Source organism: Rhodobium orientis (assembly GCF_003258835.1).
Taxonomy (GTDB): Bacteria; Pseudomonadota; Alphaproteobacteria; order Rhizobiales; family Rhodobiaceae; genus Rhodobium; species Rhodobium orientis.
This window is the reverse complement of the sequence record NZ_NPEV01000051.1, coordinates 1-15,385: the sequence shown is the minus strand read 5'-3', so window position 1 is coordinate 15,385 and position 15,385 is coordinate 1. Positions and strand designations below refer to the sequence as shown.

General features: G+C 66.6%; 11 protein-coding genes. All 11 read left to right on the top strand.

Features of this window, described 5'->3' with window-relative positions; translation table 11 throughout:
* The first annotated feature begins 3 nt into the window (after nucleotides 1-3).
* The 11 genes from murG to ligA all read left to right on the top strand — a co-directional run bounded on the left by murG (nucleotide 4) and on the right by ligA (nucleotide 15,141).
* Nucleotides 4-1,128, top strand: a complete 1,125-nt coding sequence (murG, locus tag CH339_RS18935; RefSeq protein WP_111435944.1) for an undecaprenyldiphospho-muramoylpentapeptide beta-N-acetylglucosaminyltransferase — start codon at nucleotides 4-6, stop codon at nucleotides 1,126-1,128.
* Nucleotides 1,125-2,558 carry a UDP-N-acetylmuramate--L-alanine ligase gene (gene murC, locus CH339_RS18930; RefSeq protein ID WP_111435943.1) on the top strand — a complete coding sequence of 478 codons (1,434 nt, stop codon included), beginning with the start codon at nucleotides 1,125-1,127 and terminating at the stop codon, nucleotides 2,556-2,558. The genes murG and murC overlap by 4 nt, the downstream gene beginning before the upstream one ends.
* Entirely contained in the window at nucleotides 2,555-3,511 is a 957-nt protein-coding gene (gene murB, locus CH339_RS18925) for a UDP-N-acetylmuramate dehydrogenase (RefSeq protein ID WP_111435942.1), read from the top strand. The genes murC and murB overlap by 4 nt, the downstream gene beginning before the upstream one ends.
* A 3-nt stretch (nucleotides 3,512-3,514) precedes the next feature.
* Entirely contained in the window at nucleotides 3,515-4,444 is a 930-nt protein-coding gene (locus CH339_RS18920) for a D-alanine--D-alanine ligase (RefSeq protein ID WP_111435941.1), read from the top strand.
* A gap of 44 nt (nucleotides 4,445-4,488) precedes the next feature.
* Nucleotides 4,489-5,280 (top strand): cell division protein FtsQ/DivIB, encoded by a 792-nt coding sequence (locus CH339_RS18915; RefSeq protein ID WP_111435966.1) that lies wholly within the window; start codon nucleotides 4,489-4,491, stop codon nucleotides 5,278-5,280.
* Nucleotides 5,277-6,602, top strand: a complete 1,326-nt coding sequence (ftsA, locus tag CH339_RS18910) for a cell division protein FtsA (RefSeq protein WP_111435940.1) — start codon at nucleotides 5,277-5,279, stop codon at nucleotides 6,600-6,602. The genes CH339_RS18915 and ftsA overlap by 4 nt, the downstream gene beginning before the upstream one ends.
* A 91-nt stretch (nucleotides 6,603-6,693) precedes the next feature.
* Nucleotides 6,694-8,463, top strand: a complete 1,770-nt coding sequence (gene ftsZ / locus CH339_RS18905; protein WP_111435965.1) for a cell division protein FtsZ — start codon at nucleotides 6,694-6,696, stop codon at nucleotides 8,461-8,463.
* A 373-nt stretch (nucleotides 8,464-8,836) separates the two neighbouring features.
* The gene (lpxC, locus tag CH339_RS18900; RefSeq protein ID WP_111435939.1) at nucleotides 8,837-9,802 is read left to right on the top strand and encodes a UDP-3-O-acyl-N-acetylglucosamine deacetylase; all 966 of its coding nucleotides are present in this window, start codon (nucleotides 8,837-8,839) and stop codon (nucleotides 9,800-9,802) included.
* A gap of 176 nt (nucleotides 9,803-9,978) precedes the next feature.
* Nucleotides 9,979-10,848: an outer membrane protein assembly factor BamD gene (locus tag CH339_RS18895; protein WP_111435938.1), complete on the top strand. Its 870-nt coding sequence runs from the start codon at nucleotides 9,979-9,981 to the stop codon at nucleotides 10,846-10,848.
* Nucleotides 10,849-10,937: 89 nt separating this feature from the next.
* The gene (recN, locus tag CH339_RS18890; RefSeq protein WP_111435937.1) at nucleotides 10,938-12,602 is read left to right on the top strand and encodes a DNA repair protein RecN; all 1,665 of its coding nucleotides are present in this window, start codon (nucleotides 10,938-10,940) and stop codon (nucleotides 12,600-12,602) included.
* Nucleotides 12,603-12,996: 394 nt separating this feature from the next.
* Complete coding sequence (gene ligA, locus CH339_RS18885; protein ID WP_111435936.1) at nucleotides 12,997-15,141, top strand: NAD-dependent DNA ligase LigA; 2,145 nt, start codon at nucleotides 12,997-12,999, stop codon at nucleotides 15,139-15,141.
* Nucleotides 15,142-15,385 lie beyond the last annotated feature (244 nt).

Sequence of the window (15,385 nt, the reverse complement as noted above, 5' to 3'; positions counted from 1 at the left end):
TTCATGACGACCGTCCTGATCGCGGCCGGCGGCACCGGCGGCCACCTCTTTCCCGCCGAGGCGCTGGCCGAGGCGCTGACCGCGCGCGGCTGTGCCGTCGACCTTGCCACCGACGAGCGCGCCGACCGCTACGGTTCGGCCTTTCCGGCTCGGGCCACCCATATCGTCTCGTCGGCGACGCTCACCGGCAAATCGCCCGTGGCGCTCGTGCGCACCGCTTTTGCCCTTGCCAAGGGCGTCTGGCAGTCGCTCGGGGTGATCGGCCGGGTGAAGCCGGACGTCGTCGTCGGCTTCGGCGGCTATCCGACCTTTCCGCCGCTGATCGCCGCATTCCTGCGCGGCGTTCCCATCGTGCTGCACGAGCAGAACGCGGTGACCGGGCGCGCCAACCGCATGCTCGGCCGGCTGGCGAAGGCCGTGGCGACGAGCTTTCCGGGCCTCAAGCACGGCGATGCCTTTGCGGGAAAGTCCGTGCACACCGGCAATCCGGTGCGCCCGACGGTGATCGCGGCGGCAGAGGTGCCTTACGATGAGCCGAGCGAGGATCGCCCGTTTCGCCTCGTCGTCTTCGGCGGCAGCCAGGGTGCGCGCTATTTTTCCGAAAGCCTGCCCGAGGCGGTGCGGTGCCTGCCGGAGGCGCTCCGGGCGCGGCTCGACATCGTCCAGCAATGCCGGCCGGAAGACATGGACGCGGTGACGGCGGCCTATGACGCGCTCGGCCTCACGCATGATTGCGCGCCCTTCTTCACCGACATGCCGGCGCGGATCGCGTCCGCCCATCTGGTGATCGCGCGCTCCGGCGCCTCGACGGTGACCGAACTTGCCGTCATCGGCCGGCCCTCGATCCTGGTGCCGTTCCCTTACGCGCTCGACCACGACCAGGCGGCCAATGCCGAGGCGCTCGCCGCCGAGGGCGGGGCAATCGTCATCCGCCAATGCGATCTTCCCGCCGAACGGCTCGCGGAAGAGATCGCTGCGCGCGCCGCCGACGGCGCCAAGCTTGCCGCGACGGCGCAGGCGGCAAAAGCCGTCGGCCGGCCGGATGCGGCCGCGCGCCTTGCCGACCTCGTCCAGCACATTGCGTCCGGCGCCGACGTCCAATCCTTTTCACCTGGAGTTTCTCAATGAAAATGCCCCACGAGCTCGGTCCCGTCCATTTCGTCGGGATCGGCGGCATCGGAATGAGCGGCATCGCCGAGGTGCTGAAGAACCTCGGCTACAAGGTCCAGGGCTCCGACATCTCCGAAAGTGCCAACGTCCAGCGGCTGCGCGACAAGGGCATCGCCGTTTCCATCGGCCATAGGGCCGAAAATCTCGGCGATGCGGAGGTGATCGTCGTCTCCTCGGCCATCAAGCCCGATAATCCGGAGCTGAGGGCCGCGCGGCTCGCCCATCTGCCGGTGGTGCGCCGCGCGGAGATGCTGGCCGAACTGATGCGCTTCAAGCAGGCGATCGCCATCGGCGGCACCCACGGCAAGACGACGACGACCTCCATCGTCGCGGCGCTGCTCGACGCCGGCGGGCTCGACCCGACGGTGATCAATGGCGGCATCATCAACGCCTACGGCACCAATGCCCGCATGGGCGAGGGCGATTGGATGGTGGTGGAGGCCGACGAGTCCGACGGCACCTTCGTGAAATTGCCGGCCGACATCGCCGTCGTCACCAACATCGATCCGGAACATCTCGACCATTACGGCACCTTCGACGTGGAGCGCGAGGCGTTCCGCCAGTTCGTGGAGAACGTGCCGTTCTACGGTTTCGCGGTGATGTGCCTCGACCATCCGGAGGTGCAGGCGCTGGTCGGACGGATCGAGGACCGGCGGCTCGTCACCTACGGCCAGAATCCGCAGGCCGATGTGCGCTTCCAGAACCTCGTGACGGAGGCCGGCAACTCGCACTTTTCCGTGGCCGTCAGCGACCGCCGGAGCGGCGAGACCCGGACCATCGACGACCTCGTGCTGCCGATGCCGGGCATCCACAACGTCTCCAATGCGACGGCGGCCATCGCCCTTGCCGACCAGCTCGGCATTTCCGCCGACGACATCCGCCGCGGCCTTGCCGAGTTCGGTGGCGTCAAGCGGCGCTTCACCCATACCGGCACCTGGAACGGCGTCGATATCTTCGACGACTACGGCCACCACCCGGTGGAGATTGCCGCGGTGCTCTCGGCCGCGCGCTCGGCCTGCAAGGGCAAGGTCGTCGCCGTCATGCAGCCGCACCGCTACACGCGGCTCAAAAGCCTCTTCGACGAGTTCTCAAGCTGCTTCAATGACGCTGACACGGTGATCATCGCCGATGTCTATGCGGCCGGCGAACAGCCGATCGAGGGTGCGGACCGGGACGGCCTGATCGAGGGGCTCAGGGTGCGCGGCCACCGCAACGTCATGGCGCTGGAGGAGCCGCAAGCGCTGGCGCCGCTGATCGCCGGCCTCGTCAAGCCCGGCGACTATGTGGTCTGCCTCGGCGCCGGCTCCATCACCGGCTGGGCCTATGCCCTGCCGAAGGAGCTTGCAGCGCTCGCGGAAAAGGATGGGGCCGGAAAGGGTGAGGCATGAGCGGGGCCGATCTGATCGACCGGCTCGGCGACCGGCTTGAGGGCGTGCGCGGGCGAATTACCGCCGATGCGCCGCTGTCCGATATCACCTGGTTCCGGGTCGGCGGGCCGGCCGACATCCTGTTCCAGCCGGCCGATGCCGACGACCTGTCGCTGTTCCTGAAGCGGCTGCCGGAGGACGTGCCGGTGCTCGTTATCGGCCTCGGCTCCAATCTCCTGGTGCGCGACGGTGGTATTCCCGGCGTCGTGATTCGTCTCTCCGTTCGTGGCTTCGGCAGCGTCACCTTCGAGGAGGGGAACAAAGCACGGGTCGGCGCTGCGATGCCGGACCAGCGATTCGCCAAGGCGGCAGCGGACGCCGGCGTCGGCGGCTTTTCGTTCTACCGCGGCATTCCGGGCGCCATCGGCGGCGCGCTCCGCATGAATGCCGGGGCGCATGGCTCGGAGACCCGCGAGCGGATGGTCGAGCTGACGGCCGTCGACCGCAAGGGCGACGTACACCGGCTGACCAACGCCGACATGGGCTACGCCTACCGCCATTCCGAAGCCCCGTCCGACCTCATCTTCATCGAGGCGGTCTACCAGGGCGAGACGGCCGATCCTGAGGTCCTGAAGGCCGAGATGGACGAGGTGGAGCGCTACCGGGAGGAGCGCCAGCCGACGCGCGACAAAACCGGCGGCTCGACCTTCAAGAACCCGCCGGGAAATTCCTCCTGGAAGCTGATCGATGCCGCGGGCTGCAGGGGCCTCAAGGTCGGCGGCGCTCAGGTCTCGGAAAAGCACTGCAACTTCTTGATCAACACCGGAACCGCCACGGCAGCCGACCTTGAGCTGCTCGGCGAGACCGTCCGCGCGCGGGTGCTGGAGACCTCCGGTATCCGCCTTGACTGGGAAATCAAACGGCTCGGCAATCTGCCCGAGGGGGTGACCATCGAGCCGTTCCTCGGGAGATAATCGATGGCCAACCAGAAACATGTCGCCGTCCTGATGGGCGGCTGGGCGGCGGAACGCTATGTCAGCCTCGACACCGGCGCCGGCTGCGCCGGCGCGCTGGAGCGGGCCGGCTACCGGGTGACGCGGATCGACGTCGACCGCAACATCTCCGCCGTGCTTGCCGAATTGAAGCCCGATGTCGCCTTCAACGCCCTGCACGGCCCGTTCGGCGAGGACGGCTGCATCCAGGGCATCCTGGAATATCTCGACATCCCCTACACCCATTCCGGCGTGCTGGCGTCCGCGCTCGCCATGAACAAGGAAAAGGCCAAGCACATCCTGAAGGCCGCCGGGGTGCCGCTCGCCGAACACAAGGTCATGCACCGGCTGGAGGCCGCCAAGGGCCATCCGATGAAGACGCCCTACGTCGTCAAGCCGGTCACCGAGGGCTCTTCCTACGGCGTGCTCATCGTCGGCGAGGGGGCCGAACATCCGCCCCAGGAGCTCTACCGGGACGACTGGCCCTATGGCGACATGGTCATGGTCGAACGGTACATTCCGGGCCGCGAATTGACCTGTGCGGTAATGGGTGATGTGGCCCTCGGCGTGATCGACATCGTACCGGTCGGTCTGGACTTCTACGACTATGATGCGAAATATCGCCCCGGCGGATCAAAACACATCCTGCCGGCAGAAATTTCACCGAATATTTACCAATCTATACAGAATCTTTCCCTTAAGGCGCACAAAGCGCTCGGCTGTCGCGGCGTGTCACGGGCGGATTTCCGCTATGATGACCGGCTTCATGGCACAGGCGAACTGATTTGCCTTGAAGTTAACACCCAGCCGGGAATGACGGCGACGTCGCTTGTGCCCGAAATGGCGGCCCATGCCGGTCACTCTTTCGAAGAACTGGTGGCATGGATGGTGGAGGATGCAAGTTGCGGTCGATGACCCGTGAGCGCGCGAAAAAGGCCAGAAGGACGACACTGCCGGACATGCGTCCGGCGTGGCTGCCGGCGCGTGCGGGAACCGTTGCCGCCCTTGCCTTCCTCGCCGGCTGGGGCTGGTACGGCATCGTCCTCGGCGGCCATGCCGTGGAGGTTACCGACGCGGTCTCCGAGACCACCGGGTTCTCGATCAAGGAAGTGCGCATCTCCGGCCAGAAGGAGATCGAGGAGCGCGAGATCCTCTCCGCGCTGGCGATCCCGGAAAAGAACTCGCTGTTCACCTACGACATCGCCTCTGCCTATTCCCGCGTTTCGGACATTCCGTGGGTCAAACAGATCTCGATTCGTAAACTCTATCCGGCGACCCTTCAGGTCACCGTCAAGGAACGGGAGCCCTTCGCGCTGTGGCAGCGCGGCCAGGTGCTTTCCGTGATCGACCGCGACGGCAGGGTGATCGCCGATACCATCCGCCCGCGCTATGCCGGCCTGCCGATGATCGTCGGCCATGGCGGCCAGAAGCGCGCCGCCGAGTACGTTACCCTCCTGGACCGCTTCCCGACCCTGAAGCCGCGCGTCAATGCCGGCGTCCTCGTCGCCGAGCGACGCTGGAACCTGGTGCTCGACAACGGCATCGAGGTGAGGCTGCCGGAAAAGGGCGTGAATGCCGCCCTCAAGGAACTGGTGGCGCTCGACAACGAGCACGGCCTGTTGTCCCGCGACATCACCGCCGTCGACCTCCGGCTCGACGACCGCATCATCGTCCGGCTTTCCGAGGGCGCTGCCGAAGCGCGCCGGGAATTCATCAAGAAGGGCGGACTGACCGCCGGGGCGGAGACATGAGCGGTATCGTCTCGGAAACCCGCGTGCCCCGGATGCGGCCGCTGACCACAAGGCGGCCGTCGATCGTGTCGGTGCTCGACGTCGGCTCGACCAAGATCTGCTGCCTGGTCGCCAAGCTGAAGCCGCGCGAGGCCGACAAGCTTCTTCCCGGGCGCACCCACACCATCGAGGTGATCGGCTTCGGCCACCAGCGCTCGCGCGGCGTCAAGTCCGGCGTCGTCGTCGATCTGGACGCCGCCGAACAAGCGATCCGCATGGTCGTCGATTCGGCCGAGCGGATGGCTGGCGTCACCATCGAATCGCTGATCGTCAACGTCTCCTGCGGCCGGCTCGGCTCGGAAGCCTTCTCCGCCAACGTCCTCATCGACGGCGAGGAGGTGCGGCGCAGCGACATCCAGCGGGTGCTTGAAGCGGGCAGCCTGCACACCGCCCATGACGGGCGCATCGTCGTCCATTCGCTGCCGATCGGCTATGCGCTCGACGGCAATCGCGGCATCGACGATCCGTGCGGCATGATCGGCAAGCGGCTCGGCGTCGACATGCACGTCGTCACCGCCGACGCCGCGCCGGTGCGCAATCTGGAACTCTCGGTCAACCGCAGCCATCTCGACGTCGAGACCATGGTGGCGACGCCCTATGCGAGCGGCCTGTCGACCCTGGCGGAAGACGAGGCCGAGCTTGGCGTTGCGGCCGTCGACATCGGCGGCGGCACGACCTCGATCGCGGTCTTTGCCGGCGGCCAGGTCGTCCATGTCGACGCCGTGCCGCTCGGTGGCCACCACATCACCACGGATCTGGCGCGCGGCCTGTCGACCAGGCTGCAGGACGCCGAACGACTGAAAACCTTGCATGGCAGCGCCATCGGCACGGCCGCGGACGAGCGACGCGTGCTCACGATTCCGCCGGTCGGCGAGGATGACGGCGATGCCGCGACCCAGGTTCCGCGAGCCCTTTTGTCCCAGATCATCGGCCCGCGGATCGAGGAGATCCTGGAAATGGTGCGGGATCGCCTCAACCAATCGGGTTTCGCCGGACGTATCGGCAAACGCGTCGTCCTGACGGGCGGATCGAGCCAGCTTACCGGCCTGCCGGAAGTGGCGCGACGGATTCTCGGGCGCAATGTCCGGCTCGGGCGGCCTCTGGGTGTGGCCGGCCTGCCGGAGGCGGCCAGGGGTGCGTCCTTCGCGTCGGCGGTCGGGCTGCTGATCTATCCGCAAGTTGCGCAAATCGAACAGTTCGAAGTGCGCTCTGCCCGCCAGAAAATGACAGGAACTGGAGGCTATTTCTCCCGGTTCGGGAACTGGATCAGGGAAAGCTTCTGACAGCCGCGGAAGGGTCAAAACGGTGACGGTTGAAGAAGACGGAACGGAACGCCGCGAAGACGCGGCTGCCAATGAAGCACACGAGGGTGCCATGACAAGTATCAATCTGAAGATGCCGGACATTACCGAGCTGAAGCCCAGGATAACCGTGTTCGGTGTCGGTGGCGCCGGTGGCAATGCGGTCAACAACATGATCCAGGCCGGGCTGGACGGCTGCGACTTCGTCGTCGCCAATACCGACGCCCAGGCGCTGTCGCTGTCCAAGGCGGAGCGGATCATCCAGATGGGCGTGGCGGTGACCGAGGGTCTCGGCGCCGGCTCGCAGCCGGAAGTCGGCTGTGCCGCGGCCGAGGAGGTGATCGACGAGATCAAGGATCACCTGGAAGGCGCGCACATGGTGTTCGTCACCGCCGGCATGGGCGGCGGCACGGGCACGGGCGCCGCGCCGGTAATCGCCCGGGCGGCCCGAGAACTCGGCATCCTGACGGTCGGCGTCGTCACCAAGCCGTTCCATTTCGAGGGTCAGCGCCGCCAGCGCACCGCCGAGGACGGGATCGAGGAACTGCAGGCCAGCGTCGATACGCTGATCGTCATTCCGAACCAGAACCTGTTCCGGATCGCCAATGAGAAGACGACCTTCGCGGACGCCTTCGCCATGGCCGACCAGGTGCTCTATTCGGGCGTTGCCTGCATCACCGACCTGATGGTCAAGGAAGGCCTCATCAACCTCGACTTCGCCGACGTGCGCTCGATCATGCGCTCCATGGGCAAGGCGATGATGGGCACCGGCGAGGCGTCCGGCGAGAAGCGCGCCCTGCAGGCGGCCGAGGCGGCGATCGCCAATCCGCTGCTCGACGAGACCTCCATGAAGGGCGCCCGCGGCCTCCTTATCTCGATCACCGGCGGCAAGGACCTGACCCTGTTCGAGGTCGACGAGGCGGCCACCCGCATCCGCGAGGAAGTGGATTCCGAGGCCAACATCATCCTCGGCGCCACCTTCGACGATTCGCTGGAAGGCATCATCCGGGTCTCCGTCGTCGCCACCGGCATCGACCGGGTGGAGACGGAAGAGGCAAGCCCGGCCGAGACCCGCATGGCGGAGCTGGCCGCGCGGCTGAAGAACGCCGCCGGCAAGGGCGCCGCCGAGAAGCCGGAGATCGCGCCGGACGTCGCGCCGATTGCCGCCGAGGCGCCGCCGCGCACGGTGCCGGCAACGCCGCGCCCGCAGGCCGCCAAGGCCCCACGTCCGGCGGAGCCGCCGCGCGCCGCACCGACCAGTGCCGATCCGGAGGTCACCATCGAGCCCTATCGTCCCGAGCCGGTGCTGAACGACGATGCCGGTTCGGCGCTCGACGAGGCCCCGACGATGGAAGCCGCGGCGGACCGGGTTGATGCGCCCTACATTCCGCCGGCGGCGGAAGTTCCGGCGCGCGCGCCGCGCATGCCGCGGGTCGAGGAGTTCCCGCAGATCGCCCAGCAGGAGCTGCGCGGCGGCGACGACCACGACGAGGAACGCCGTCCGATCAGCCTGCTGCGCCGGCTGGCCAGCGGCCTCGTCCACCGCGAAGACGAGGACGAGGAGCACGGCATGCCGCCGCAGGCCGCAGCCTCGGTCGCCCGCAAGGAGCCGGCCCGGCCGGCCCCGGTGCGCACCGAAGCGCCGCGGGCCGAGGCCCCGAAGCCTGCCGCACAGCACAAGCCGACCTCGGAATTCGCCAAGCCGCAGGCACCCCGGCCGCAGGCCGAACGCCCGCGTCAGGCGGAACTGGACCCGCATGGCCGGACCATGCCGGCCCCGGCCTCGCCGCTCGACGACGACCAGTTGGAGATCCCCGCATTCCTGCGCCGCCAGGCCAACTGACGGCCCGACGGGGACTCCACTACGACGACAAAACACGGGCGCCGGCGCAATCGGCGCCCGTTTTTTGATCTTGGTTTCGAAATAGGCACGCGGCGCCTCGGCGGTTCCACGATAGCCAATGAATCCAATAGGTTACGAATGTATCAGCCGTAACAAAGCGTAAAAAAGCTTGATTTTGTTCCCCACCCCCCGGCCTATAAAGTGACGATTGTTCGGTCGATCATCGGTCGCATCGGACGGGCTCTGTGCACGCGCCGCTCCCAGGCGCCGGTTCGAACTCCATCGACATTCGCACAGATCCTGCAAGGGACGGAACGGACCGACCCGGCGCAGCGGGCGGCTTCGAACCGGGGTATCAACGAAGGGGCACTTTATGAAACGGTACAACAATCGGCATAAAGGAGAGCTCCAGACGACCCTCGCCGAGGCGGTAACCCTTTCCGATATTGGCGTCCATTGCGGCCAACCCGTTTCCATTACCCTGACCCCCGCCGATCCCGATTCCGGGATCGTTTTTCAATTGAGCCACCCCAAATCCGGTGCCGAGGTCGAGATCGAGGCAACCTGGCAGTCCGTCGCCGCGACGGAGCTGTGCACGGTGATCGCCTCTCCCTGCGGCGCCACGGTGGCGACCATCGAACATCTGATGGCGACGTTCCGCGGCCTTGGCGTCGACAACGTCGTCGTTGAGATCGACGGCTCGGAAGTCCCGGTCATGGACGGCAGCGCGTCGCGCTTCGTCGATGCCATCGAGCAGGTCGGCCTCGTCGCCTCGGCCACCGCCCGGCGCTACCTGCAGGTCCTGAAGCCGGTCCGCGTCGACCGCGGCGACTGCTTCGGCGAGTTCCTGCCCCATGACGGCTGCCGCTTCGACATCACCATCGATTTCGACACGCCGCTGATCGGTCGCCAGCGCTTCGACGCCGAACTGACCCCGGCTGTGTTCCGCGACCAGCTCTCTCGCGCCCGCACCTTCGGCTATCTGCGCGACGTGGAAAAGCTCTGGTCGATGGGCTACGCCCTTGGCTCGTCGCTGGAGAATTCCGTCGCCATCGCCGACGACCGGATCCTCAACCCGGAAGGCGTGCGCTGGCCGGACGAGTTCGTCCGCCACAAGGCGCTCGATGCGGTCGGCGACCTCGCCCTTGCCGGCATGCCGATCCTCGGCCTCTACCGCTCCTACAAGGGCGGCCACAAGCTCAACTACATGGCGCTGAAGGCGCTGATCGAGGATGCGTCGGCCTGGCGTGTCGTCGAAAAGCCCTCGCGCGGCGTCGCCGGTCATGCCGACGTCGGCACCTTCGCCAACGCGCCCCTGCTCGGGCCCGACGTTTCCTGAACGGCCGGTCGCACGGACGCACACCTTCATTCGGTCACAAAAATGCTCCAATGCCACGACACAGAACGTGGCATCGCGCCACCATTTGGGGTAAAAGGCCCGGATGGGCGGGTTTGAAAGAACCGAATTCCGGCACGTTGCGTATCGCCGCGCCATCTGAAGGGACCGACGCTCGCATGGAGACCACGAGACATCCGCGTCACCGGACTACTTGTTCGCGCAAGGTCGGCGTGCGCCCGGCCGCGCGCGCGACGGTTGCGCTCGTCGCTGCGGCGCTGATTGCCGGCGCCTGTTCGACCAAGGAAGAGGAATTCGACGGAACGCCGGCCGACCAGCTCTACAATCAGGGCCTGGCGCTGACGAATTCGGGCAAATTCAGCAAGGCCGCCCAGCAGTTCGACAAGGTCGAGAAGGAACACCCCTATTCGCGCTATTCGCAAAAAGCGCTGATCATGGCGGCCTACACGAACTACACCAGCGGCAAGTTCGACGATGCGATCATCGCCGGGCGGCGCTACGCGACGCTGCATCCGACCGATCCGGACACGGCCTACGCGCTCTACATCATCGGCCAGTCCTACTTCAAGCAGATCCCGGACGTCACCCGCGACCAGAAGATGACCGAAAAGGCGCTCGCCGCCATGCAGGAAGTCGTCACCCGGTTTCCCGAATCCGAATATGCCGACGACGCCAACCGCAAGATCAACATCACGCGGGACCAGCTTGCCGGCAAGGAGATGGAGGTCGGCCGCTACTATCTGGAGCGCCGCAATTATGTTGCCGCCATCAACCGGTTCCGCGTCGTCGTCACCAAGTACCAGACGACGCGGCATATCGAGGAAGCGCTGGCCCGGCTGACCGAATCCTATTATTCGCTCGGCGTCGTCAGCGAGGCGCAGACGGCGGCTGCCGTGCTCGGGCACAATTTCCCGGACAGCGAATGGTACAAGGACGCCTATACCCTGCTCAGGGAAGGCGGCTACAAGCCGGACGAGGACAAGGCAAGCTGGATCAGCAAGGCGTTTTCCCGTACCGGTCTGATCTGAGCCGGCAGAACGGCCGGCCGGGGCGTCGCGCGACCTCGCGCGGCCGTCCCGCTTCAGCCGCCACCGCATCGATCGTCTGACCGACCGCCATGCTCGCCGCCCTCGCCATCCGCGACATCGTCCTCATCGACAAGCTGGATATTGCGTTTTCCGACGGCCTGACGGCATTGACCGGCGAGACCGGCGCCGGCAAATCCATCCTGCTCGACGCTTTGGCGCTGGCCCTCGGCGGGCGCGGCGATGCCGGCCTGGTGCGCAACGGCACGTCCCAGGGCCAGGTCACGGCCGTGTTCGATCCGCCGATCGGGCATCCGGCGCGCCAAATCCTCACCGAGAACGAAATCGAGGCCGACGGCGATGTGATCCTGCGCCGGGTGCAGAACGCCGACGGCCGTTCGCGCGCCTTCGTCAACGACCAGCCGGTCGGGGTTGCGATGATGCGCCGGATCGGCGCGAGCCTCGTTGAAATCCACGGCCAGCATGACGACCGGGCGCTGGTCGATGCCAGCGCCCATCGCAGCCTGCTCGACGCCTTCGGCGGGCTCGAGGCGGATGCCGGCAAGGTGGCGGCGATCCACGAGGCGGTGCGGGAGGCGGCAAGTCGGCTCAAGAAGCATCAGGCGCGTATCGAGGAAGCCCGCCGCGAGGCGGATTTCCTGAGGACCAGCGTCGAGGAACTCACCGAGCTTGCGCCGCAGCCCGGCGAGGAGACCGAGCTTGCCGAGCGGCGCCAGGCGATGATGCAGGCCGAAAAGATCGCCGGCGACATCAACGACGCCTATGAGACGATTTCGGGCCAGGCCTCGCCGGTGCCGGAGCTGTCCGGCGTGCTGCGGCGGCTTGAGCGCAAGATCCCGGAGGCGCCGGGGGCGCTGGAAGGGGTGGTCGATGCGCTCGGCCGGGCGATCGATTCGTTGGAAGATGCCCGCGCCGGGCTGGAAGCGGCGATCGCGGCCTCCGAATTCGATCCGCGCATTCAGGAACAGACCGAGGAGCGGCTGTTCGCCCTGCGCGGGGCGGCCCGCAAGTTCCGGGTGCCGGTCGAGGGTCTTGCCGCGCTCTCTGAGCAAATGGCCGCCGACCTTGCCGATCTCGATGCCGGCGAGGAAAAGCTGGCAGGGCTGGAAGCCGAACTAACTGACGCCCGCAAGGCCTATGCGAAGGCGGCCGCGGACCTGTCGGCGAAGCGCAAGAAGACGGCGAAGGCGCTTGAAGCCGCCGTCGACAAGGAACTGCCGGCGTTGAAGCTGGAGCGGGCGCATTTTTCGGTCTCCATCGAGACCGACGAGGGATCGGAGAGCCCGGACGGATTCGACACCATCGAATTCTGGGTGCAGACCAATCCGGGAACCCGGCCCGGCCCCATGGTCAAGGTGGCCTCGGGCGGCGAGCTTGCCCGCTTCCTGCTGGCGCTGAAGGTCTCGCTCGCCGACAAGGGCTCGGCGCCGACGCTGATCTTCGACGAGATCGACACCGGGGTCGGCGGTGCCGTTGCCGAGGCCATCGGCGTGCGGCTTCGGCGCCTTGCGGAACGGGTGCAGGTCGTCACGGTCACCCACGCGCCCCAGGTGGCGGCACGGGCCAACGCCCATCTCCTCGTCTCCAAGGCCTCGCTCGGCAAGGATGCGGTGGCGACCCGGCTCGATACGCTGGGCGAAGCGGAGCGGCAGGAGGAGATCGCCCGCATGCTCTCCGGCAGCACGGTCACCGACGAAGCGCGCGCCGCAGCCGGCAAGCTGCTTATTCATCCGTGAGGGGACCGGCGGCCCCCACACAATAAGCGCTTGCGTCAAGGTCAGCGCATGCGGTTCTGACCAGCGCCCACCCTCCACTCCGCGTCATTGCCGGGCTTGACCCGGCAATCCATGAGGCCTTTCAAAACAATCAGTTGGCAGCTTTTTCGCTCGGCTGACAACACGGTCCGGCCCAGCAGGCCGGGAACGCCGGCTGGTCTATTGAAGCGACAATACCTATAGGATAGGCAGCATGGATCACCGGGTCTGGGCCCGGTGATGACGCGGAGTGTGTGGGTGCCGAATGCGGTTGGCTGCGGGCGCCTGCTTTGGTCGACCGCCGCGTCATGAAGACGGCACGGACGGAACTCCGGGAAATGGTCGCGGGGCGCCGGACCAATGAGGAGAGAATCGCGTGGCGGACGGGTCTGAAAAGCCGGTTGAAGAGCTCACCGAAGAAGAAGCGGGCGCGGAACTTGCCCGGCTTGCCGAGGAGATCGCCGGCCACGACCGCCGCTACTATCTGGAAGACCAGCCCGAGATCAGCGATGCGGACTACGACGCGCTGCGCCGCCGCAACCAGGCGATCGAGGAAGCGTTCCCCGATCTGAAGCGCGAGGATTCGCCGACCGAGCGGGTCGGCGCGGCGCCGACGGGGGCATTCTCCAAGGTCCGGCATGCGGTGCCGATGCTCTCTCTCGACAATGCGTTCTACGACGCGGACGTTGCCGATTTTGCCGCGCGCGTGCGCCGTTTCCTGGGGCTCTCCGCCGAAGAGGACCTGGCGTTCACCGCCGAGCCGAAGATCGACGGCCTGTCGCTGACGCTGCGCTACGAGAATCGCAAGCTGGTGGTGGCCGCGACCCGCGGCGACGGCACGGAGGGCGAGAACGTCACCGCCAACGCACGGACCATCGGCGATATCCCGGTGACGCTGCCGGAAGGTGCGCCGGAGATCGTGGAGGTGCGCGGCGAGGTCTATATGACGCATCAGGCGTTCGAGGAGCTCAATGCGCGCCAGGCCGAAGCCGGCAAACAGACCTACGTCAATCCGCGCAACACGGCGGCCGGGTCCCTGCGCCAGCTCGATGCGTCGGTGACGGCCGAGCGGCCGCTGAAATTCTTCGCCTATGCCTGGGGCGAGATGAGCGATCTTCCGGCCGACACGCAATATGAGGTGGTTTCCGCCTTCGCCGACTGGGGATTCACGGTCAATCCGGCGATGCGGCTCTGCCGGACCATCGAGGAGATGCTGCAGACCTATCGCGAGATCGAGGAAGGCCGGGCGAGGCTCGACTACGACATCGACGGCGTCGTCTACAAGGTCGACCGGCTCGACCTGCAGCGCCGGCTCGGCTTCGTGTCGCGCTCGCCGCGCTGGGCGATCGCCCACAAGTTCCCGGCCGAGCGGGCGACGACCGTCGTCAACGCCATCGAGATCAATGTCGGGCGCACCGGCACGCTGACGCCGGTCGCCAAGCTGCAGCCGGTGACGGTCGGCGGCGTCGTCGTCGCCAACGCGACGCTACATAACGAGGACTATATTGCCGGGATCGGCGGCAAGGGCGAGGTGATCCGCGACGGCAAGGATATTCGTGTGGGGGATACCGTCACCGTGCAGCGGGCCGGCGACGTCATCCCGCAGATCGTCGACGTCGATCTCGACAAGCGGCCGGAGGATTCCAAGCCGTATGAGTTCCCGGAGACTTGTCCCGTGTGCGGCTCCCATGCCGTGCGCGAGGTGGCGGAAAAGACGGGGCGGATCGATGCGCGGCGACGCTGCACCGGTGCCCTCATCTGCCCGGCGCAGGCGATGGAGCGGCTGAAGCATTTCGTTGCCCGCGATGCCTTCGACATCGAGGGCCTCGGCGCCAAGCAGGTGGAGACGTTTTATCAGGACGGCCTGATCAAGCAGCCGGCCGACATCTTCCGGCTTCGGGACGAGGACGCCAAATCCCTCAAAAAGCTGAAGGATCGCGAGGGCTGGGGGCCGAAGTCGGTGGAGAACCTTTATGCCGCCATCGACGAGCGGCGCTCCATCGACCTCTACCGCTTCATCTACGGCCTCGGCATCCGCCATGTGGGCGAGACGACGGCGAAACTTCTCGCCCGCTCCTATGGCAGCTTTGCCGCCTTCCGCGAGGCGATGGAGGCGGCGACGGACCGGGAAAACGAGGCCTGGGCCGACCTCAACAATATCGACGGCATCGGCGAGGTGGTGGCCGACGCCATCGTGGAATTCTTCGCCGAGGAACACAATCGCGAGGCGATCGACGCGCTGCTTGCCGAGGTGACGCCGCAAGAGGCCGAGACCATTGCGGCCGACGGCTCGCCGGTCGCCGGCAAGACGGTGGTCTTCACCGGCTCGCTGGAGCGCATGACCCGGGATGAGGCCAAGGCGATGGCCGAACGCTTCGGCGCCAAGGTTTCCGGCTCAGTGTCGAAAAAGACCGACCTCCTCGTCGCCGGCCCGGGGGCCGGCTCGAAGCTGACCAAGGCCAAGGACCTCGGCGTCGAGGTCATCGACGAGGACGGCTGGTTCGATCTCGTCGGGGTGTGAGAGGTGCTTTCGTGGGATTGATCAGCCGTCATTGCTGTGCGAGTTCAGATATTCGCTGATGGGATTGCGGAAAGGAGCGACCCATGCGCGACAACAGCTATGACCGGACGATTGAACGGAACTATGTTCAGAAGTGGCGTTTCCTGATCAGGGAGTATGAGGAGGTGAAGGCCGGCCGGTCGTCGGCCTTTGCCACGGTCGGGGCCTTTTACCGCCACCACGGCACCTGCTCGCAGACCTTCCG